The sequence below is a fragment of the Bacillus sp. JS genome (genome assembly GCF_000259365.1).
Lineage (GTDB): Bacteria > Bacillota > Bacilli > Bacillales > Bacillaceae > Bacillus > Bacillus stercoris.
On sequence record NC_017743.1, the window covers coordinates 3740538 to 3761861 of the forward strand.

Sequence of the window (21324 nt, forward strand, 5' to 3'; positions counted from 1 at the left end):
AGCTTCTACATTGCAATCGCAGACGGACCCGCGCCAACCGGAATCACCGTCACAGCTGTATAATCGCTCGTGCGGTACACGGTCACAGCATTGTCGTTTGGCTGTGCCGCATAAATATACTGATTGTCCGGCGTTACGGCGAGGTCAAAGGCGCCGGGCAGAGACACGTTTGCAATAATCCTCTGTCTAGCCGTATTAACCACGTATAAGTTTTTTATGAGAAACGGTTCACTATAAGGCTCTAGAAAATAAGCTCTAGTGCTGTCCAAAGAAAATACAATCGTTCTCAGAGTTTCAAATAAACGGTTAAAGTCGCTTCCCCTGCTTAATGGTGACAGACTGATCTCCGTTACACCTTTCGGCCACAGCTCGCCATTCAACACGTACGCAAAATTTCCAGCGTAAGGAGTTGCAATTAAACTGGGGAATTCAAATGAATCGATGATACTTTCTACCAACTGACCTGTACTTACATCATATTTATCAACCGACCAACTGCTTGCATTAGCGGTATAGACATACTGTCCATCCGGATCAAGAGCAAAATCTAAAGCGCCGGGTATCGGAATGACATCAATGACCGATTGAGAGGCTATGTTAATCATATATATAGATCCGGCGGCCATCACGTACGCGAACTCATCTGTTGGATCAAATTCGATCTTTCTCGGCCCGCCTCCAACAGTAATGGTATTTATGATACTCAATGTTTTATTATCAATCACTGAGACAAGGTTGGTATTCCCATGGAGGACATACGTGAATGCTTTATTGAAAGTAACGCCTAGATTAGTTGGCACGTCAGAAAAAGGGATTGTTTTTACAACAGTGTTTAAATCTGCATCAATAACCGAAACCGTGCTGTCTCCAGTATTAGCAGTAAACACATATGATTGAGGGTCTGGTGATGGCGGTAAAACAAGTGTACCGGTCACCGTAAGCGGACTGCCGTAGAAAGGCGGTACAATGAGAAGGTCTTCCACTGTTATTTGACTAAAATCAGGACAGCGGCTAGCCTGCGCTGCATAATAAACAACTTGATCAATCTCTTCAGAATGAATCACAGAAACCGCCCCACTGCCTTGTCCATATTGATTTCGCACAGGCGACACACTGACAAGAAGAGTAACGGTCCCTTGTACTCTCACAGCATATCGAACACCGATATCTTCTGTTTCCGGGCCAGTCTGGATTAAGCAAGGCTCACTGGTGCAGGACAAATTGTCTGTACTCCATGTAACAGCCGCTGACGCTTCAGCCGAATCAACCTTAAAGCCCTCAGGGATATCTATAGGCACTTGAAACGGCACTTCCCGGCCGATTTCCTCATCACAAAAACAGAAACAATTTTCCTGTAAAGCAGAAAGATCATTCTTTTTCATGATTTCACGTCCTTTTAGAAATGCACAGCATTCAGTTGATTAGATCGCAATAGCTCCCGGTGAAACCCCAAGAGATATGACAGTTTCCACAGAATAATCATCCGTGTTGTAAACAGTGATGTTCTGCTCTAAAAAATGGGTTGCATACAGAAATTCCCCATTCGGAGTAAACGCAAAGTCTCTTGCCGATTGCGGAACATTTCCTATAACGCCTGCTCCATTCGGACTGACAGAATACAAATTGCCAGTGAAGCTGTCATGTAAATACACCTCTGATCCACTTGTAAACATTGCATATTGGCCGTCAGGCTCCAGTTCTTGGGTAATGCTGATCGTAAACGTATTTAGATCAATAACCGTCAAATAATTGAATAAGAATTCTTGTTCTAACACATACGCATACCTCTCCAGAGAATCTGTTTCTATGGATGATACGATGAGATCTCGTTCAATCGTTCCTATGACTTCACCAGTGAATAGGTCCACTTTTTGCGCTAAACCAAAATTAAGAACATAGGCGAATAACCCATTGGGGTCGATTGCAACATCAAACCCTTCTACAGGAATCGACCTATCAACAGCCAGCGTATCAATTCCAATCACATAAATTGCAGTACCGGCGAAAACATAAGCAAACTCATGATTAGGGATAAATTTGATCGATCGAGGCGGCTGATCCAGCATTATGGATGCTGTCACTGTTAATGTGTCATAATCGATGACAGAAATCACATTGTTGTTGAAGTGCAAAACAAACACAGCGCTTTTATCCGGGGTCACTTCAATATCTGTCGGCCTATATGGAAGAGCAATCGTTGTCACAACGGCGTGAGTGTTTGTATCAATCACAGAAACTGATTGATCATTTGGATTCGCTGTAAACGCATAAACAGGCTCCGGCTCGGGTACAAGCACAATCGTCCCCGTCACCGATAAAGGACTGCCGTAAAAGGGCGGAACAACAACAAGGTTTTCGATCGTGATGTCACTGATATCCGGGCAATCTTCCGGTTCATCGGAATAATAGACGACTTGATCGATCTCTGCATTGTGAATGACGGAAACAGCCCCATCCCCTTGTCCATATTGATTTCGCACAGGTGAGACACTGACGAGCAGCGTAACAGTTCCCTGCAGGCGCACTGCAAATTGAACACCGATCTCATCAGGCTCAGGCCCCGTTTGAATTAAGCATCGTTCACTGACACAGGAAAGGCTGTCTGCATTCCACGTGACACTTGCAACAGCTTCAGCCGGATCAACGACAAACCCTTCAGGTAATTCAATCGGTGCTTGAAATATGGTCTCGCGGCTTGCTTCTTCCTCACAAAAACATAAACATTCTTCTTGTGCGGCTTCTGCTTTTTCTTTAAAGGAAAGCTTGTTTTTTCTCATACCTTCACTTCCTTTTCAGACATACACTGCTCACGCAGATATAACAGAATATGGAAGGTGAATCTGTTTGCTTGTACAAATTGCCGAGGGTAAAAGCGGTTTTTTGAAAAAATCCCCTCTGATATGCGGTGTAACGAAAGAAAACATTGCGGTTTTTTTGCGCTTCTCACAAGAATGAAGATGATAAAATATGACATATATAGAATAATGAAGGGAGGGATTTACAAACGTGACAGGTGTCATATCTTCTTCTTCCATCGGAGAAAAGATTAACGAATGGTATATGTACATACGCCGATTCAGCATCCCCGATGCAGAATATTTGCGACGAGAAATCAAGCAAGAGCTGGATCAAATGGAAGAAGACCAAGACCTTCATTTGTACTATTCACTGATGGAATTCCGGCACAACCTGATGCTTGAGTACCTTGAACCGTTAGAAAAAATGAGGATTGAGGAACAGCCGAGACTGTCTGATCTGCTGCTTGAGATTGATAAAAAACAGGCTCGTTTAACTGGTCTGCTTGAGTATTATTTTAATTTCTTTAGAGGCATGTATGAGCTGGATCGCCGTGAATATGTATTAGCCATTCAATTCTTTAAAAAAGCTGAGAGCAAACTGGTTTTTGTGAAAGACAAAATCGATAAAGCGGAATTCTTTTTCAAAATGTCAGAAGTCTATTATTATATGAAACAAACTTATGTCTCCATGGACTATGCACGTCAAGCATTCGAAATATACAGTGAACAGACTACATATGATATCAGAATGATTCAATGTCAGTCCTTATTCGGAGCCAACTTTTTGGATTTAAAACAATACGAAAAAGCAATTGCCCATTTTCAAAAAGCCTTTACACTTGCAAAATCAGAGCAGCAGCCGCAATTAATGGGAAGAACTCTTTATAACATAGCACTCTGCAAGCAAAACCAAAACAGTTTTGAATCAGCGATAGAGTATGTAAAAAAATCTATTCAAGTATTTGAAGGATCTAAAATGCTCCCTTCACTGCCACAAGCTTTTTTCCTAATTACACAAATTTATTTTAAATTAGGTAAGATTGATAACGCCTGTGAATATCATAAAAAAGGAAAAGAGTATTCTGCAGCTGCGGGAGATACCGTGTATCTAACGGAGTTTGAATTTTTGGAATCTTTATACTTGTCTGGACCGGATGAGGAACGGATAGAAAAATGTTTTGTTTTTCTTGAAGGTAAAATGATGTATGCAGATATCGAGGACTTCGCACTTGATGTTGCTAAATATTATCATCAACAGGAAAATTACAAAAAAGCATCTCATTACTTTTTAAAGGTTGAAGAAGCAAGACAGCACATTCAAGGGGGGGTGAATTTATATGAAATGGAAGTATAAATTATTACTCGCTTGTTTAGCTGTGAGTGCTGTATTTATCACAGTCGAAGTATCAAATTCATCAACAGAACATTTTGATGTTGCGCAGCGCGCCATGATCTAAACCGCCGTCCATCGGCGGTTTTTTTGTCCCCTCTTTACCCATCCTCCCAATCCATGCTATGATTCTTTCAATAATCTTGAAGAGGGTGGCAATACAGTATGTCTCTGGAAAGTGTGAAAACCCACTTTACACAGTGGAATCGAGAAAATGATGTGATGGAGTTCGAAACGTCGAGCGCGACAGTTGAACAAGCAGCTGAGACGATCGGCGTGAGCCCGGCTAGAATCGCCAAAACCCTGTCCTTCAGAGGGGAAGGAGATCAGGCGATTCTGATTGTGGCAGCCGGAGATGCCAAGATCGACAACAAAACGTTCAGGCAAACATTTGGCTTTAAAGCAAGAATGCTCTCTCCTGATGAGGTGCTGGAGCAGACAGGCCATGAAATTGGAGGTGTTTGCCCGTTTGGGTTGGCTTATGATCTTGAGGTTTATCTAGATGTATCGCTGAAACGGTTTGAGACTGTTTTCCCGGCTTGCGGCAGCAGAAACTCCGCTATTGAATTAACGCCTGAAGAATTATCCGAATTTTCTTTCTCAAAAGCATGGATTGATGTTTGTAAAGGCTGGGAATAAAAAAACATCCAGACATCGTCTGGATGTTTACCTATTTCACAAACCCAAGCAGCATCTCACGGATGATTTTGCTGGCTGTGTTTGCCGTTTGCTCTGAGTGGTCATAAACCGGTGCGACTTCCACTAAGTCAGCGCCCTTTACATTTACCTCTGAACGCGCGATTTCATGGACGGATGCAAGCAGTTCTTTAGACGTGATGCCGCCGGCGTCAACCGTTCCTGTTCCTGGTGCGTGGGCAGGGTCTAATACGTCAATGTCGATTGTGACATAAACCGGACGGCCCGCGAGCTTCGGAAGCACTTCTTTCAGCGGTTCAAGCACTTCAAATTTTGAGATGTGCATGCCGTTTTCCTTCGCCCATTCAAACTCTTCCTTCATGCCGGAACGGATTCCGAATGAATACACATTGTGCGGTCCGATCAATTCTGCCGCTTTGCGGATCGGCGTAGAGTGAGAAAGCGGCTCTCCCTCATAATCAACGCGAAGATCTGTATGTGCATCAAAATGGATAATCGCAAGATCTGGGTATTTCTTGTACATCGCTTTAATGACAGGCCATGACACGAGGTGCTCCCCGCCCATACCCATTGGGAACTTCCCTTTTTCTAAAATGCTGTCCACGTATTCTTCAATCATATCCAAGCTTCGCTGCGGATTACCGAACGGCAGCGGAATGTCGCCGGCGTCAAAAAAGTTCAAATCAGCCAGATCACGATCTAAATATGGGCTGTATTCTTCAAGGCCGATTGATACCTCACGGATTCTGCTTGGGCCAAAGCGTGAGCCCGGGCGATAGCTGACTGTCCAGTCCATTGGCATGCCGTAAAGAATGGCGTCCGCCTCTTCCCACTCGGGACGGCTCGCGATAAATACTTTTCCTGAATAAGCTTCATCAAATCTCATCTATAATACCCTCGCTTTCCTGTAAAAAAGCGCAAGATTCGCTCCTGCGCCATACCATCATTATTTAATCAGGTCACTCACAAATTTCGGCAGTACAAACGCCGCTTTATGAATATCTTTTGTGTAATATTTTGTCTCAATATCGAAGAAACGGCTGTCTTCCACTGCAAGCGGATCATATTTTTTCGAGCCGATTGTAAATGTCCACAGACCGCTTGGATATGTCGGAATGTTCGCCGTATACAGCTTCGTAATCGGGAAAATTTCCTTCACGTCGCGCTGTACATTTGTGATTAATTCCGGTGTAAACCATGGGTTGTCCGTCTGTGCGACAAAAATACCGTCTTCTTTCAGCGCTTTCGCGATTCCTGCGTAGAATCCTTTTGTAAACAGGTTTACAGCCGGTCCGACTGGTTCAGTTGAATCTACCATGATGACGTCGTATTGATTTTCAGATTTTGCAATGTGCATAAATCCGTCATCTACCTGCACGTCAACGCGCGGATCATCCAGTTTGCCTGCGATAGAAGGAAGGAACTTTTTAGAGTATTCGATCACCTTGCCGTCAATATCTACAAGTGTCGCTTTTTTCACGCTTGGATGCTTCAGGATTTCTCTGATAACGCCGCCGTCACCGCCGCCGACTACCAGAACGTGCTCCGGATTTGGGTGCGTGAATAATGGCACATGCGCCACCATTTCATGATAAACGAATTCGTCTTTTTCAGATGTCATCACCATGCCGTCCAAAAACAGCATGTTGCCGAACTCTTCTGTTTCCACCATTTCTAAATGCTGAAACTCCGTTTGTTCTGTATGTAACGTTTTGTTAACCTTCATCGTAATGCCAAAGTTTTTCGTCTGCTTCTCTGTGTACCAAAGTTCGCTCAATTGTCATCTCCCTTTCCAGGCTGTATTCATTTATTGTAAGCGTCTAATCAGCTTTTATTCTCGGTTGAAATCTCATTTTCACCTAAGGAAAAAGTATAGAGGATGGCGGGAAAAAAGTAAAGATGCGTCCTGTTCAGCAATGTTTAAAAACGATCTTTTTTCCTCATAATAGTAGAAACATAAAAAAAGGGGGAACCCGTTGTGGATGCAATGACAAATAAACGGCTGAGACTGACGCTCAAAACCGTTCGCGCCTTTATCTTTTTAGGGGCTTTTGCGGCCTTTGCGGCAGCCGCCGTGTTTATGACTGTCATTTTGATAGCCAAATACCAGGGCGCTCCCTCGGTGCAGGTGCCGCAATCCACGATTTTGTATGCGAGTGACGGATCAAAGCTCGGGGAAACGAACTACGGCGAAAAGCGCTATTGGGTCCCCTTAAAGGACATGAATCCGACGATCGTAAAAGCGACAGTGGCGATTGAAGACCAGAATTTCTACGATCATCACGGCTTTGATTATAAACGCATGGCAGGCGCGGCGCTTGCTGATCTGAAAGCATTTGCCAAGGTTCAGGGTGCAAGCACCATCACCCAGCAATATGCGAGAAACTTATACCTTGAACACGACAAAACGTGGAAACGGAAATGGAATGAGGCGTTCTACACGATCCGTCTGGAACAAAACTATTCTAAGGACGAGATATTAGAAGGCTATTTAAATACGATTTACTACGGCCATGGCGCCTACGGCATTGAAGCCGCTTCCCGCCTGTATTTCGGCAAGCATGCCAAAAACCTGACGGATGCGGAGGCAGCGCTTTTGGCAGGAATCCCGAAAGGCCCTTCCGGCTATTCACCGTATGTCAATGAGACGAAAGCCAAGGAACGCCAGAAAACGATTGTGCAGATGATGGAAAAGCAGCAGATGATCAGCCAAAAGAAAGCGGATGAACTGATCAAGGAACCTCTTTCCTATCAGCCTTTGAATAAACAAGTTTCCAAGAGAAAGGCCCCTTATTTCTATGACAATGCGATGAGAGAGCTGGAGAAAAAGCTTGGCATGACGCGGGAGCAAATTGAAACGAGCGGGTTAAACGTCTATACAACGGTGGATAAACGGATGCAGCGCATCGCCGAGGAGACCATTACCAAAACGGTTAACGCGGGCTCTGACATTCAAGTCGGGTTTTCAGCCATTGATCCCCGCACCGGAAACGTTCTCGCCCTTGTCGGCGGCAGGGATTATCAAAAAAGCCCGTTTGACCGGACGACACAGGCGAAGCGCCAGCCTGCTTCGACGATCAAGCCATTGCTGTATTATAAAGCGATTCAAAGCGGATTTACGCCAGTCACTTTGATGAAAAGCGAAGAAACCGAATTTCAAATTGATGCAAAGGGAGAAACCTATTCTCCAAGTAACTATAACGGATACTACGCCAACAAGCCGATTACGCTTCTGCAGGCGCTGGCGCTTTCCGACAACATTTACGCTGTGAAAACGCATCTTTTTCTCGGCACGAACAAACTCGTAAAGGCCGCAAAGGAATTCGGCATTACCGCCCATCTTCAAGCACTGCCGTCCCTGGCACTCGGCACTGAACCTGTGCGCCCGATTGAGATGGTCAACGCCTATGCCATGCTCGCAAACGGCGGAAAGAAAATCGAACCGACTTTTATTTCGCGAGTTACGGACGCGGCGGGCCATGTGCTGTACGAAAACCCGAGTCAGCATAAACAAGTTCTTGATGAAAAAGCCGCTTTTGTCACGGCGAGTATGATGACAGGCATGTTTGATACCGATTTAAACGGATATACATCGGTAACCGGACGAACGATAGCCAACCGCCTGACAAGAACGTATGCCGGAAAATCAGGAACCACCAGCGCAGACAGCTGGATGATCGGCTTCAATCCGAAGTTGGCCGCGGGTGTTTGGACTGGTTATGACAAAAGCAGCACCATCGACTCGGTCGAAGAAAAAAGCTATGCTAAAACCATTTGGGCGGACTTCATGGAGAACGCGCTCAAGGGCGATCCGGAAACCGCGTTCAAGCCGCCAAAAGGCATAACCGGCGTGTACATTGATCCAAAGACAGGCTACTCATCAGGTCCCGGCTGCGCCGCAAAGCATTACACATATTTTGTGAAAGGCACAGAACCATCAAACGTGTGCTACGGGGCAGAACCCGCAAAACAAACAAAAGACCGGCTTCCAGCCAAAGAAAAGCCCGCTTCCGAGAAAAAATGGTGGGACAAATGGCTGGGGCGAAATCATTGAAAATAACCCGGCTTCTCGGAGGCCGGGTTATTCGTATGGTTCGTTCATAATCGATGGTAAAATGTTAGGCAATCTAGCTGAACAATCAGTTTTGGGATAAAGTGGTGAATTTCTCATTTCTCCGACGCCGCTTCATCAACCAGTCGCCGACTCGAATGGTTTCGTACATCATATCCCTCTAAAAATGAAAAACCCCGAGTCTTGTTTCGGCTCGGGATTTTCCATGTCCTATTTCTGTATCACCAGTTTACTCAATGTTCACGAAAAATATCTCAAATATTCTAAAAATTCACATAAAATTCACAAATTAATTGTCTTCCGGAAGCAGGCTCGTTTTTAACTCATCTGAGGAACGGTCCCATAGGCCCTGATCATGCTTTTTCAGAAATTCGCCTAGTACACGCTTCGAGCTGTCGTCCATTTTATCAACGATGATTTTCCGTTTCATGGATTTATCCATCAGATTCACATGCTCAGGCAGTGACTTGTAGCCTCTTCTGATGCTTCTGTCGACCGTCATTTCACAGGCTGTTACCCCTGCGTAATAAGGGCCCTCTTCTCTTCTGTCAATCGTCACCCACACAAGCCAGTATGGTTTGCCGTTTGGAACATCTTCTTTATTAGGCAGAAATTTAATTCCTTTTTCAACGGTGCTGCGGGCATGCATGGCACCGATGTCTACGAACGCTTCTTTTTCCTCTACATCGACGAACACGGGAGAAATGTTATCAAGGCTGAGTGCCCCTACTCCAAAACCGCCGTGTCCGTCTGTCGGATCACTTTTGATAATATTAAACCCGATTGATTTTTTCTTTTTTTCTTCCATGAAGTTCTACCTCCTACAAAAGCGGTTGAAATATCGCTGAAAACAGCTTTAAAATCGAATCTCTTCCTGCATTAAGCAGCGGCCACAGCACGTAAGATCCGAGCGGTGTCACAAACAGAACCAAAAACACGATAAAGCCGTAGTTCTCCGCTTGCGTCATTTTGGCACGCACGCCCGGCGGAACGAGATCTTCTATAATTCGATAGCCATCGAGCGGAGGAAGCGGCAGCAGATTAAATAAAAACAAGACAAGATTCAGCTGTATCCAAATAGAAAAAAACTGATCCAATCCCGTGCTGAATGCCGCAAGCATTTCCATTCCGTACGCATGCATCAACACTAACAAAAAGAAACCGATAAAGGCAAGAATCAGGTTACTGACAGGCCCGGCTATAGATACGAGCACACCGGCAAGCCGGGGTTTCTTAAAGAAGCGGCGATTAACAGGAATGGGACGCGCCCATCCAAAGCCGGCCACCAAAATCAAAATGGTACCGAACGGATCAAGGTGCTTGATAGGATTCAGCGTCAGTCTTCCTTGTTTTTTCGCCGTATCGTCACCAAATTTGTATGCGACATAAGCATGGGCAAGCTCATGCATTGTAAACGACACAATTAGCGTGATGACGAGGTATGGCATTAAAGATAACGGATAGTATAAAAAACGGTCCAAGTGAGATATCCCTCTTTCTCAAAATGCAAGAATTTACTTTATTCAGTATACTATAAGAAGCCTCTTTTTCTAAAGAGAGGAAACGAGATAAAGGAGGATTCAGCACACATGCCATACGTAACTGTCAAAATGCTCGAAGGCCGTACAGACGAGCAAAAACGCAATCTTGTTGAGAAAGTAACAGAAGCCGTAAGGGAAACAACCGGCGCTTCTGAAGAAAAAATTGTTGTCTTTATAGAAGAAATGAAAAAAGACCATTATGCCGTTGCAGGCAAACGCCTGAGCGATATGGAATAATCTCTATAAAGCCGGCGCTTCGCGCACCGGCTTTTATTATCCCTATTGAGCCAGCTTCGCAATAATCGCCAAGAACGTCTTCTTCTCTTCGGCTGTTAAACGTTCAAACATCCCGTCAATCAGCTGCTGGCGGTTTTCGATCATTTGTTCAGCTGCTCCCCGGCCCGATTCAGAAAGCGTAATCCATACAGTGCGGCGGTCATTATTATTTCTGGATCTCTCAATAAACCCTTCCTGCTCTAAATGATTCAGAGCTGTAGTCGTGGCAGAGGGAGACAGTGTGACCTCCTTCAAAATATCCTTTATGGTGCAGCTCCCATGTCTGTATATGATCCGCAGAATAAATCCTCTTACATTATTCACGTGTTTCGGAACGGTGGCTTCATCTAATTGCTTCGTGCTTTTCAAATATTTTGTAAGTGCGTGATCCAGCAAATTTGCTTCCAGTTTGTCATGGTCCATGTCAATTTCCCCATTTCGAGATGCATTCATAACATACGAACGATATGATTTACTTATTATTTTACTGATTCCGAATAGGGAAAGTCAAAAAAGCAAAATGTGAATTCACAGCTTTTATCCTACATGCCTCGATTTTCCACCTGTTTCACAAGCTTATCTTTGAATGTCTGAAAAGAAACGTGTTCATTCTGCTGATGTCCGAATTGGCGGACGTTAACCGCGTTCTCCTGCTCCTCTTGATCTCCAAGCACCAGCACGTACGGGATTTTCTGCATCTGCGATTCTCTGATTTTATAGCCGAGCTTCTCATTGCGCTCATCAATGCAGGCTCTTATCCCCGCCTGCTTCAGCTCCGCCTGCACCTTTCTGCAATAATCCAAGTGTACGTGCGAAACCGGTATGATTTGAACCTGGATCGGTGCGAGCCAGACTGGAAAAGCCCCGCCGTAATGCTCGATCAAAATACCGAAGAAACGGTCGATCGAGCCGAAAACCGCTCTGTGGATGACAACGGGACGAACCTTTTCATTGTTTTCGTTGATATATGTTAAATCAAATTTTTCCGGCATTTGAAAATCAAGCTGAATTGTCGCACATTGGTGGCTCCGTTTTAGGGCATCTTTTATGTGGAAATCAATTTTTGGCCCGTAAAACGCCCCATCGCCTTCATTGATCTCATAAGAGAGGCCAAGCTCCTCAAGGACGCGTGCTAAGGCACGCTCCGACGCTTCCCAAAGGCTGTCATCGCCTAATGAATCCTCCGGGCGAGTCGAAAGCTCAACTGAATACTCGAAACCAAATGTCCGATATACCTCATCAATCAGCCGAATCGCTTCTTTGATCTCACTCTCAATCTGATCCTCCCGAACGAAAATATGGGCGTCATCCTGACAGAACGTCCGAACGCGAAGCATTCCGTTTAAAGCCCCGCTGTATTCATGGCGATGCACCTGTCCGAATTCCGCCATGCGAATCGGCAGATCCCGGTAAGAATACAGGCTGTTTTTAAAGATGAGCATGTGGCCTGGGCAATTCATCGGCTTCATTGCAAACCTTGTATCATCCACTTCTGAGTAGTACATATTGTCGCGATAATGATCCCAATGGCCTGACTGCTCCCATAACCGCTGATTCATCATAAACGGCGTACGCACCTCATCGTAGCCGGCATTTGTTTGCAGTTCACGCGAGAAGCGTTCCAGCTCATTGCGGACAATCTGCCCTTTCGGCAAATAAAACGGCATCCCCGGCGCTTCTTCAGAAAACATAAACAGCCCTAACTGTTTGCCCAACTTGCGATGGTCTCGTTTTGCCGCTTCTTCCAACATATGCAGGTGCGCATCCAAATCTTTTTTCTTTTGAAACGCAACCCCGTACACCCGCTGCAGGACTTCATTTTTGCTGTCTCCCCGCCAATAAGCGCCTGATACTCTTGTCAGCTTGAACGCTTTGATCATTCCTGTAGAAGGAAGATGCGGCCCGCGGCACAGGTCAATGAATTCTCCTTGCTGGTACAGCGTGATATCCTCCCCGCGCGGAATATCCTTTAAAATCTCAAGCTTAAGCCGCTCGTCTTTTTGTGCAAACAGCTCTTCAGCTTTTTCGTAAGAAACCTCTATACGTTTGATTTCAAGGTTCTCATTTATAATGTGTTTCATTTCTTTTTCGATAGCCTCTAAGTCTCCTGATCCCAAGCTTTTCTCCAGCTTCATGTCATAGTAGAAGCCGTCTTCAATCACAGGCCCTACCCCCAATGACACTTCGCCGTACAGCCGTTTTACTGCTTGAGCCAGCACGTACGCTGATGTGTGGCGAAGCACCTGCAAGCCTTCTTGTGAATCGAGTGTGACAATCGAAAGCTCAGCATCCTCCTCCAGCTTGAAACTGAGATCAACAAGCTTGCCGTTGACCTGACCTGCAGCCGCCTTCTTTTGCAGACTGGAACTGATCGAACCAGCTGCTTCCTTGATTGTGATGCCTTTCGGATATTCCTTGATCTGTCCGTCCGGAAGCTGAATGTGTACATGTTTACTCATTTTAAAACACTCCTTATTCATTGTTGTATATAAAAAAACACACCCGTCCCGCAGATAGGGACGAGTGTGTGATTAACCCGTGGTTCCACCCAAGTTCCCGACAAACGTGATGTTGTCGGCTCGGTGCTGTAACGCAGCATAGACGGCATTGGATACTTTAGTTCCCCAATGCTGCTCCAAGGCGGTAAATGATATTCCTAAGCTGGGAAGCTCTCACCTTTTCTTCCCTCTCTGAAAACCGTAAAAATCATTCATGTCCTTTTCATCGCATATATTCAATTCATAAAAAAACACACCCGTCCCGCAGATAGGGACGAGTGTGTGATTAACCCGTGGTTCCACCCAAGTTCCCGACAAACGCGATGTTGTCGGCTCGGTGCTGTAACGCAGCATAGACGGCATTGGATACTTCAGTTCCCCAATGCTGCTCCAAGGCGGTAAATGATACTCCTAAGCTGGGAAGCTCTCACCTTTCCTTCCCTCTCTGAAAACCGTAACTATCATTCATGTCCTTTTCATTGCATGTATTTAATTCATATAAAAAAACACACCCATCCCTCTAAAAGGGACGAATGTGTTGATCATCCGTGGTTCCACCCAAATTCCCGATCAATTCAATTACACATGGTGATCGGCTTGAAGATGCTGTAACGCAGCATGACGGTATCAGATACTTGTTTTCCCCGATACGGCTCAAAGGCGGTAAGCTGCTTTCTCTGCGTTAGGAAGATTTCAGCTGTCCTTCCCTCTCTGGAAACCGTAAAAAGCATCTCATGTCCTTATCAGTGCCTGTTGTTTCAATAATTTTTTATATCTTACTATATATTCCCACAAAGCGCAATCAGTGATTTACATTTTTTCTGACGCGGCAGTCCCGTTATGGGCAGCCAGAAACAGCCATACAAGCAATGCAGCGAGGCTGTACGCCGCCCCCATCATCAAAAATGTAAACCCGGCACCGGCATACCAAGTGGCGGACAGATGAATGATCACCCCGGTTATCGCTACGCCGACCAAAGCTCCGATTTGCCGGTTTGCATTTAACGCCGCACCGGCAATGTTCGCATGCCTTTGCCCGGCAGCCTGCATGATCACAGTTGTCATGGCAGGAACTGTAATACCGGTACAGAGGTTCATGACAGACATCAAAACCGCCAGCTGCCAATAAGGAAAATCCGGAGAAATCAGCACAAACAACAGCAATGCAATGATACAGCTGACCGCCATTGAGACAAACATAAGCTGCCCGGCTTCAAATCGATTCGCCAGACGGGCGAACAGCAGATTGCCGATCACAAAGACCGCCATCATCGGCAGCAGCTCAACACCGGCCATGAAGGAGTTTGCGCCTCCTGCTTCCTGCAAAAAAAGACTCAGCATAAACATGCCGCCAAAAAGAGCAAAATTCAGCAAAAACCCGATAAATTGGGCCGCTGAGAAACGGCCGTTTTTATATAAGGACGCCGGCAGGATAGGTGTTTTCGCAGAAACTTCCCGCAGCAAAAACAGCACAAATGCCAAAATCGCTGCAGTACATGCTAGAAGAATCACGGGCGAGCGCCAGCCCGCTGATGGCCCCTGTATCAATGCATAGGAAAGAAAGCCGAGAGCCATCATGCCAAGCAGATGCCCGGTGATGTTCACGCGGCCGGTTTTTCCCGGGACGCGGCTGAGAATTCGGTAAGCTGAAATGAGCGCGGCAGCCCCCAACGGCACATTGATCAGAAAAATACTCTGCCAGCCTGCCAACTGTACCAGCACACCCCCAATAAAAGGCCCAAGGGCTGAAGCGGCGGAAACAAGCGCGGCCCACAGTCCAAACATTCTCGCCCGCGCCCGTTCATCAGGGTAAGAGGCAGCCAAAAGGCTGAGTGAGCTTGGCATGAACAAGGCTGCGCCAATTCCCTGTATAAGACGTCCGGCAATCAGCATCTGCCCATTAAAGGATGCAGCGCATAGACAAGAGGCGAGAACAAAAACAGCTAAACCCAGGATATAGATCGTCTTCGATCCGAAACGGTCGGCCAAGGCTCCGCCCGCCAGCAGAAGCGACGCAAAAGTAAGAATGTACCCGTCCACAACCCACGTTACACCTGAAAGTGACATTGAAAGAGTGTTTTTCATATCCGCCATCGCCACATTCACAACGGTTACATCAAGAGTAGCCATGAGAAAACCAAGAGCGAGCACGATCAGTACAGATATTCCTGTTGATGAATCTGTTTTGTGTAAAGATCCGCTGTTTTTCATTGCAATTGCCCTTTCATTTGCTCGTTTATCCAATCATCTATTTTTTCAAGATCATACAATTCCCCGACTCTGTCCATGACATGCTGCAGGGACTCTTCTTTCATGAGATTGGCCCATTTATCCTCGATTTCCCCCATGACTGTCTCCAGCACACAGTTTTCACCTTCGAATACAGATTGCAGCAGACCTTTTCCCTGATACATCGAACCTCTGCCTTCGACCGCTTGATAAATATCATAAAGCGTAATGTCCGCCAAAGGCTTCGTCAGGGTAAAACCGCCCTTCGTCCCTGGCAAGGATTCTGCCAAACCTGCTTGAACCAATGTTCTCATCAGCTTCTTCAAATAAGACGGAGACACGCGCAATCGCTGGCTTATTGCCTCTGACGTCAAAGAAGCCTGTACAGGCAGCCGTGACAATAAAAGCAACACAGAAACCGCCTGCTCCATCCCGGATTTCATTTTCATCATACACACTCCCGATTCATTATGGATAACTATTATCCACAATAGATCCCTTAGCGGCTTTTGTCAATAAAAAAAAGCAAAAGAAACAGTTCATTTCTTTTGCTTGGTATCCTTAACAAATCTGCTTCAGTTCCTCTATGTATTGAAGCGCTTCGTCATATTCTTCATTTGTATATTTTTGCTTGCTTTTGATTGTAAAGACTTTTTCTTTCTTTTCCTCATCCTCAAGCCCGTCAAAGTAAAGGATCGTGGAAACCAGCTCTAAAAACCGTGATGAACGGCTGTTTACACTGTCGATATAGCCTTTCATATCCGGCATGTTCAGATCAGCATGGTCTAAAAATGCGGAGCCTGTCTCAGTCAGCGAATACCGGTATTGAAAGTAGCCGCCCTTTTTTTCCTTCACCTCATGCAGAAATCCAAGGTTGCACAGCTCTTCAATCTGGAGCGTCAGTTCCTCTGAATATGGTCCGTAAAAGTGAAAATCATATTTCTCATAGAAAGGAAACTGCATTTTCTTGGCGATATAAATCATTTTCTGCAGCTTCTTTCGCCCGATGATTTCTCCAGAATCCGAGAACACCTTCATCAGTTTTGCATGTTCTTTCAACAAATTCCCGACATCTCCTTTTTCCTTCTTTCCAATTTCTATGTCAGTCCCAGCAGCTGCCGGATTTTCATTTTCGCTTCCGGATGTTTAGAGCCGTCACAAATCAAGTCCTTTGGATAGTACAGCTTGTGGTCGGTCCGCCGTTTACCGGAGATGGATTCCACAATAGCCGACTGCCTGGACAGCTCTTTAATTTGGCCGTTTTGCGTCAAGAGATGGATCGGCAGACGCTCCTCTTCCTCTCCCGGCCGGTAAAAATCGTATGGCAGATCTGAAGAAGAATCAACGACCAAATAATAGCTCGGATCGATCCCCGCCTCTTTGAACAATGACGTCAGCTCAAAATAAGCCGACATTTCTTCATTCGGATTGAATTCAACGTATTGGAACAGCTGGCGGTTAATGAATCTGCGGCACAAGTCGGATAAAATCGCGTCTTCTTCATCCTCCCAGGCCTGGAAGTAATACAAAATAATAGATTCATCCAGCTTTACATAATCCTCCAGTGTCAATTTCCCTTCAAAAATAGAATAAAAATGAACCGGAGCGTGAGTGAAGACATAGCCTTCATCATGCAGCTGCTTCGCCCTGTGAAGAATCTTCGTTAAAATGACCTCTGCACTTCTGGTCACAGGATGGAAGTAGACCTGCCAGTACATTTGGTAACGGCTCATGATATAGTCTTCGACAGCGTGCATTCCGCTTTCTTTAATGACGATCTGATCCTCGCGCGGCCGCATCACCCGAAGAATCCGCTCCATATCAAAATGGCCGTAGCTGACGCCCGTATAATAGGCGTCACGCTGCAGGTAATCCATCCGGTCTGCGTCAATTTGACTCGAAATGAGGCTGACCACTTGCTTGTTTTTATATGTTTTGGCAATGACTTCAGCAACATCCTGGGGGAAATCCGGGCTCACCTTTCTGAGCACCTGGTTAACCTCCGTGTCTCCCAAAATGATACCTCTTGTAAAATCTTCGTGGTCAAGGTGAAAGACCTTTTCAAATGAATGCGAGAACGGCCCGTGCCCGAGATCATGAAGCAGCGCCGCGGCCAAACAGAGTTCGCGTTCACTGTCATCCCATTCAGGGCGGCCTTTAAAGACGTCATCAACCATTCTCCTGACAATTTCATAGACACCGAGAGAATGGTTGAACCGGCTGTGCTCAGCCCCATGGAACGTCAAATAGGTCGTGCCGAGCTGCTTAATTCTGCGGAGACGCTGAAATTCACGGGTTCCGATCAAATCCCATATCAGCTTGTCCCGAACATGAACATAGCGGTGCACCGGATCTTTAAACACTTTTTCTTCTGATAATTTTCCATTTGGATACGCCATCGTCATTCCCTCTTTTTTTTAGCCGTGTTTCTATTATATCGACTCTATTCTTTGAAAACATCCTTGAATTTGCCCGGCGATTTGTTCCATCTTCATGAAAAACACATCTTGTGAAGCAAAAAAGCCTGACCTGAGGGCCGAGGCTAAGAAAAAATATGTTTTTACTTTTTTATTTTCTTTTTTACTTTGTCAATCAGCTCATCCTCTGTCGGAGCTGACAGCGGGCGATTGTTCACAAAAGCAAATGATTTTTTCCGTCCGGGCCCGCAATAAGATTGGCATCCTACCTCAACCTTTGCGTCCGGGTCCACTTCTTTCAAACGCGGCAGCAATGTTTTGATATTAGTGGCTTGGCAATCATCACACACTCGAAATTCATTAGCCATGACGTACGCTTCCCTTCATTTCTATGTTCATCTATGTGAATAACCTAAAATCACGTTTCAAAAAAATCACATCACTCTTCATTTTACAAGGATTCGACTGTTCCTGCAAGCCGCTCCATCCTTCGTATCTCCTATTCTTTCAGCCAATTTGTATAAATATTTTCCAACCTGGACATTCTAATACCATGAAAAGAAAAATGGGAGTTGAGATAAATGACAAAACAACGACAAGACGCTTGGTCAGAGGAAAACGATCTGCTTTTAGCCGAAACAGTGCTTCGGCATGTGAGAGAGGGCAGCACTCAATTAAATGCCTTTGAAGAAGTCGGCGATAAATTAAACCGGACATCCGCAGCCTGCGGATTCAGATGGAACGCGGTGGTCCGCCATCAATATGAAAAAGCGCTTCAGCTTGCGAAGAAACAGCGAAAACAGCGGATGAGAGCGCTCGGAAACGGGCAGCCTGCGAAAAAAAGATTATTATATCAGCCTCCTGCCGTTGATCCTGAAATCATTCAAGAAACCGCTGCAGAGGAACCAGTCAAAACGGATGCACCATCTGCCGAAAATGAGCAGCAGCCTTTAATGTCTGGCGAACATATGCCTTTTGTTGATGAAAGCTTTAAGGAAGAGTTAGCTAGTCTATCACACTTATTGTCTCCTCAAACGCCTGCAGCTGCGCCTGAGATGACGATGAATGATGTGATCCGCTTCCTGCAGAATTACGAAGGCAATAACGAGCAATCATCAGCATTAAAAATGGAAAATGAACGTTTAAAGAAAGAAAATCAGGAATTGCAAAGCAAGACGGAGCAGCTTGAGGCAGAAGTTCAAAAGCTTGAAAAAGACCAAAAAACGATCCAAGAAGATTATGAAACCTTGGTGAAAATTATGAACAGAGCCAGAAAGCTAGTTTTATTTGAAGAAGATGAACATGCCTCTCCGTCCTTCAAAATGGACAGGAACGGCAATTTAGAAAAGTTAGCAGAATAACATAGTGAAATCCCAAAACGGGCAGCGGTTTTGGGATTTTCGCCATGTACAAAATCCCCCTTTTCTGTTGAGAAAAGAGGATTTCCTCATTTTGCAGCCGGATCAGCTATTCTTGTAAAATGAGGCCAAGCTTATGTGAATCTATTAAGACATGTGAGCTGCCTCGGCCGTTTTATGTTTCCGAGGCGCAGCAGAAATGACCAAAAGCCCCAGCATCATAAGTGCAATGCCAATCCACGAGGAAGGCGAAAGCATTTCTCCTATGAAAAACACGCCAAGCAATGAAGCAGTCAGAGGTTCGGCTAAAGACAGCGTGACCGCCGCCGAGACCGGAACCCCGGTAAGCCCTTTCGCAAACAAAAAATATGCGGCACATGTTGCAATTAACCCGATGTAAAGGCTCGTTCCCAGTCCTCTAGGGGTCAATATCCACGAGATATCTGACTGCCATAGTAGCGGCGTCAGCAAGATGGCGCTGATCATAAAGACAACGGCGGAAGTCGCTCGCGGAGGTTGGGTTTTCATCATCGCTTTACTGATGAGCGTATAGCCCGCAAAAGAAGCACCTGCTCCAAGCGCCATAAGAACACCACCCACATCAATCCGAACATTGGAACTGTCGGAAAACAGAAGCCAGCAACCCGCTAAAGCCAGCACGGTCGCAATCCACCAGGAGTTTCGCGGGCGTTTCTTCAATACGGACCATTCAAGGCTCCCAGCAATGATAGGCGCACTGCCGATGGCAATCACAGTTCCCACCGCAATTCCCGTTTCTTTAACAGCTGTGAAAAACAGCGGCTGGTAACACGCCATACATACAGCGGCTAAAAATACGAGCGGCCATGACCAATTTTTCACGTGAAGCTCCCGGCTGATCCAAACCGCAAGCAGCATGGCGCTTCCTCCTATTAATAACCTGAACGCTCCAAATGCCAGCGGTGTGGCGCTTTCTGGAGCCAACGCCTGAACGGTTCCCGTGGTTCCCCAGAAAAAAGCCGCAATCAATACAAAAAGGCTGTAAATATTCCCTTTCATCTGCCTCTCCCCTTTAATATGGATGCTGATGTCATTTTATCGTTTTTCTATTTGTCACGGTTATCTGTATGTAAGAAGGATTTATCTGAAAATAAGATCTTTGGGGGTAAAATGCCACTTGAGATAAAAAATGCATGCCGGCATATACAGCCGGCATGCGAAGAATGTTCACCCAAATACCTTTGCATTCCGTTCAGCCATCCGGACGAGGTTTTTCTCAAATTCCATTTCCTCGTCAATGGACAGGCCCGCTGCGTATAGATGGGTGCTTAACGCTTTTAGTTCTGTCAGTAAAGCGAACATTAAGTCTTGTACGGAGATGTCTGTTTGCAGAAGCTCACTTAAGGACGCCATCGTTTCCGGACGTATTTCCGGATAGACGCCTTTTTTATCATTTTCTTTATCCTTCAGCGCCGCTAGGTAGAATCGTCTGATCAAGTCGGCCCTTTCACTGCCGCTTTTATCCGCGCAGAGATAAATTTGAACAGCGACTCCGCCGCGAACGCGTCTCTGGGAGATGCCGGCGAACTTTTTGCCATTTATGCTGAGATCATAGCTGCCGGGACAATAAGACCCTTCAATTTCATAGGCTTCGATCTTTGCGTTGTACGGTTTCAGCATTCGTCTCATCAGCTCAACCATCGCTTCATATCCTTTGTCTATATCGATGCCTTTCTTTTCGTCCTCGAATATGAGAGAGATATTTAAAACACCTTCATCCAATACGACAGCAAGACCGCCGGAATTGCGTACGATCACACGGTATCCTTCACTCTCCAGCAAGGAAATGCCATCCTGCAAAAACGGAAGACGTGTATCCTGTATTCCAAGGACAATTGTATTGTGATGAACCCATGAACGCGCTGTCGCCGGCGACACGCCTTTTCCGACAGACATGCACAGCGTATCATCCATTGCGAAGGATTGCTTCGCATCAAATAAAGGGCCGAGACTGGATTGGTCAATGACTCTCCATTTCGGCTGCATCAGTAAATCAATCGGTTGGTTTGCCATCTATGTAAAACCCTTTCATGTTAGGCTTATGAACAA

Annotated in this window: 21 protein-coding genes and 3 other annotated features; of the genes, 6 read left to right on the forward strand and 15 right to left on the reverse strand. The window is 45.6% G+C overall.

The features are described from left to right. Positions 1 to 5: 5 nt before the first annotated feature. Together MY9_RS18960 and MY9_RS18965 are read right to left on the reverse strand one after the other, a co-directional pair. A complete protein-coding gene (locus MY9_RS18960) occupies positions 6 to 1382 on the reverse strand; it encodes a YncE family protein (RefSeq protein WP_014665770.1) in 1377 nt (458 codons plus the stop codon). A 39-nt stretch (positions 1383 to 1421) separates the two neighbouring features. Further along, positions 1422 to 2777 (reverse strand): YncE family protein, encoded by a 1356-nt coding sequence (locus MY9_RS18965; protein ID WP_014665771.1) that lies wholly within the window; start codon positions 2775 to 2777, stop codon positions 1422 to 1424. A gap of 229 nt (positions 2778 to 3006) precedes the next feature. Here MY9_RS18965 and MY9_RS18975 point away from each other — a divergent pair, with 229 nt between their 5' ends. From MY9_RS18975 to MY9_RS18985, 3 genes are all read left to right on the forward strand, one after another. Continuing rightward, positions 3007 to 4152: a response regulator aspartate phosphatase gene (locus MY9_RS18975; protein ID WP_014665773.1), complete on the forward strand. Its 1146-nt coding sequence runs from the start codon at positions 3007 to 3009 to the stop codon at positions 4150 to 4152. Continuing rightward, complete coding sequence (locus MY9_RS18980) at positions 4136 to 4255, forward strand: PhrC/PhrF family phosphatase-inhibitory pheromone (RefSeq protein WP_014665774.1); 120 nt, start codon at positions 4136 to 4138, stop codon at positions 4253 to 4255. Before MY9_RS18975 ends, MY9_RS18980 begins: the two co-directional genes overlap by 17 nt. 98 nt (positions 4256 to 4353) lie before the next feature. Continuing rightward, positions 4354 to 4827, forward strand: a complete 474-nt coding sequence (locus MY9_RS18985; protein ID WP_014665775.1) for a YbaK/EbsC family protein — start codon at positions 4354 to 4356, stop codon at positions 4825 to 4827. Positions 4828 to 4858: 31 nt separating this feature from the next. On the opposite strand, the gene speB is transcribed toward MY9_RS18985, so the two are convergent. After that, positions 4859 to 5731 (reverse strand): agmatinase, encoded by an 873-nt coding sequence (speB, locus tag MY9_RS18990; protein WP_003227545.1) that lies wholly within the window; start codon positions 5729 to 5731, stop codon positions 4859 to 4861. Positions 5732 to 5791: 60 nt separating this feature from the next. After that, positions 5792 to 6622, reverse strand: coding sequence for a spermidine synthase (speE, locus tag MY9_RS18995; protein WP_003227543.1), 831 nt, complete (start codon positions 6620 to 6622; stop codon positions 5792 to 5794). Positions 6623 to 6823: 201 nt separating this feature from the next. Between speE and MY9_RS19000 the strand changes: the two genes are divergently transcribed. After that, complete coding sequence (locus MY9_RS19000) at positions 6824 to 8899, forward strand: transglycosylase domain-containing protein (protein WP_014665776.1); 2076 nt, start codon at positions 6824 to 6826, stop codon at positions 8897 to 8899. 307 nt (positions 8900 to 9206) lie between these two features. Here the strand turns inward: MY9_RS19000 and MY9_RS19005 are convergent, their stop codons facing one another. Together MY9_RS19005 and MY9_RS19010 are read right to left on the reverse strand one after the other, a co-directional pair. Further along, positions 9207 to 9725, reverse strand: coding sequence for a YwhD family protein (locus MY9_RS19005; protein WP_014665777.1), 519 nt, complete (start codon positions 9723 to 9725; stop codon positions 9207 to 9209). A gap of 13 nt (positions 9726 to 9738) precedes the next feature. Continuing rightward, positions 9739 to 10398 carry a site-2 protease family protein gene (locus tag MY9_RS19010; RefSeq protein WP_014665778.1) on the reverse strand — a complete coding sequence of 220 codons (660 nt, stop codon included), beginning with the start codon at positions 10396 to 10398 and terminating at the stop codon, positions 9739 to 9741. Positions 10399 to 10506: 108 nt separating this feature from the next. Here MY9_RS19010 and MY9_RS19015 point away from each other — a divergent pair, with 108 nt between their 5' ends. After that, positions 10507 to 10695 (forward strand): 2-hydroxymuconate tautomerase, encoded by a 189-nt coding sequence (locus tag MY9_RS19015; protein WP_014665779.1) that lies wholly within the window; start codon positions 10507 to 10509, stop codon positions 10693 to 10695. A 42-nt stretch (positions 10696 to 10737) separates the two neighbouring features. On the opposite strand, the gene MY9_RS19020 is transcribed toward MY9_RS19015, so the two are convergent. The 7 genes from MY9_RS19020 to MY9_RS19055 all read right to left on the reverse strand — a co-directional run bounded on the left by MY9_RS19020 (position 10738) and on the right by MY9_RS19055 (position 18246). Then, entirely contained in the window at positions 10738 to 11157 is a 420-nt protein-coding gene (locus tag MY9_RS19020) for a MarR family transcriptional regulator (protein WP_003242889.1), read from the reverse strand. A gap of 119 nt (positions 11158 to 11276) precedes the next feature. Next, complete coding sequence (thrS, locus tag MY9_RS19025) at positions 11277 to 13193, reverse strand: threonine--tRNA ligase (RefSeq protein WP_014665780.1); 1917 nt, start codon at positions 13191 to 13193, stop codon at positions 11277 to 11279. Between the two features lie 53 nt (positions 13194 to 13246). Further along, positions 13247 to 13468 (reverse strand) — a binding site (T-box leader). Between the two features lie 31 nt (positions 13469 to 13499). Further along, positions 13500 to 13721 (reverse strand) — a binding site (T-box leader). Between the two features lie 33 nt (positions 13722 to 13754). Then, positions 13755 to 13988 (reverse strand) — a binding site (T-box leader). A gap of 54 nt (positions 13989 to 14042) precedes the next feature. Next, on the reverse strand, positions 14043 to 15443 hold the full coding sequence (locus MY9_RS19035) for an MFS transporter (RefSeq protein ID WP_014665783.1): 1401 nt from the start codon (positions 15441 to 15443) through the stop codon (positions 14043 to 14045). Beyond that, positions 15440 to 15910, reverse strand: a complete 471-nt coding sequence (locus MY9_RS19040; protein WP_040081510.1) for an Rrf2 family transcriptional regulator — start codon at positions 15908 to 15910, stop codon at positions 15440 to 15442. The genes MY9_RS19035 and MY9_RS19040 overlap by 4 nt, the downstream gene beginning before the upstream one ends. Positions 15911 to 16022: 112 nt before the next feature. Beyond that, a complete protein-coding gene (locus MY9_RS19045; protein ID WP_040081509.1) occupies positions 16023 to 16523 on the reverse strand; it encodes a YwgA family protein in 501 nt (166 codons plus the stop codon). Positions 16524 to 16558: 35 nt separating this feature from the next. Beyond that, positions 16559 to 17860 (reverse strand): HD domain-containing protein, encoded by a 1302-nt coding sequence (locus MY9_RS19050; RefSeq protein WP_014665786.1) that lies wholly within the window; start codon positions 17858 to 17860, stop codon positions 16559 to 16561. 161 nt (positions 17861 to 18021) lie between these two features. After that, positions 18022 to 18246: a DUF1450 domain-containing protein gene (locus tag MY9_RS19055; protein WP_003222050.1), complete on the reverse strand. Its 225-nt coding sequence runs from the start codon at positions 18244 to 18246 to the stop codon at positions 18022 to 18024. Between the two features lie 213 nt (positions 18247 to 18459). On the opposite strand from MY9_RS19055, the gene rsfA reads away from it, so the two are divergent. Further along, positions 18460 to 19239, forward strand: coding sequence for a prespore-specific transcription regulator RsfA (gene rsfA, locus MY9_RS19060; protein ID WP_014665787.1), 780 nt, complete (start codon positions 18460 to 18462; stop codon positions 19237 to 19239). Between the two features lie 144 nt (positions 19240 to 19383). Here rsfA and MY9_RS19065 read toward each other — a convergent pair whose 3' ends face one another. Both MY9_RS19065 and ywfL read right to left on the reverse strand, forming a co-directional pair. After that, a complete protein-coding gene (locus tag MY9_RS19065) occupies positions 19384 to 20274 on the reverse strand; it encodes a carboxylate/amino acid/amine transporter (RefSeq protein WP_014665789.1) in 891 nt (296 codons plus the stop codon). Between the two features lie 168 nt (positions 20275 to 20442). Next, the gene (gene ywfL, locus MY9_RS19070; protein WP_014665791.1) at positions 20443 to 21288 is read right to left on the reverse strand and encodes an octanoyl-[GcvH]:protein N-octanoyltransferase; all 846 of its coding nucleotides are present in this window, start codon (positions 21286 to 21288) and stop codon (positions 20443 to 20445) included. Positions 21289 to 21324 lie beyond the last annotated feature (36 nt).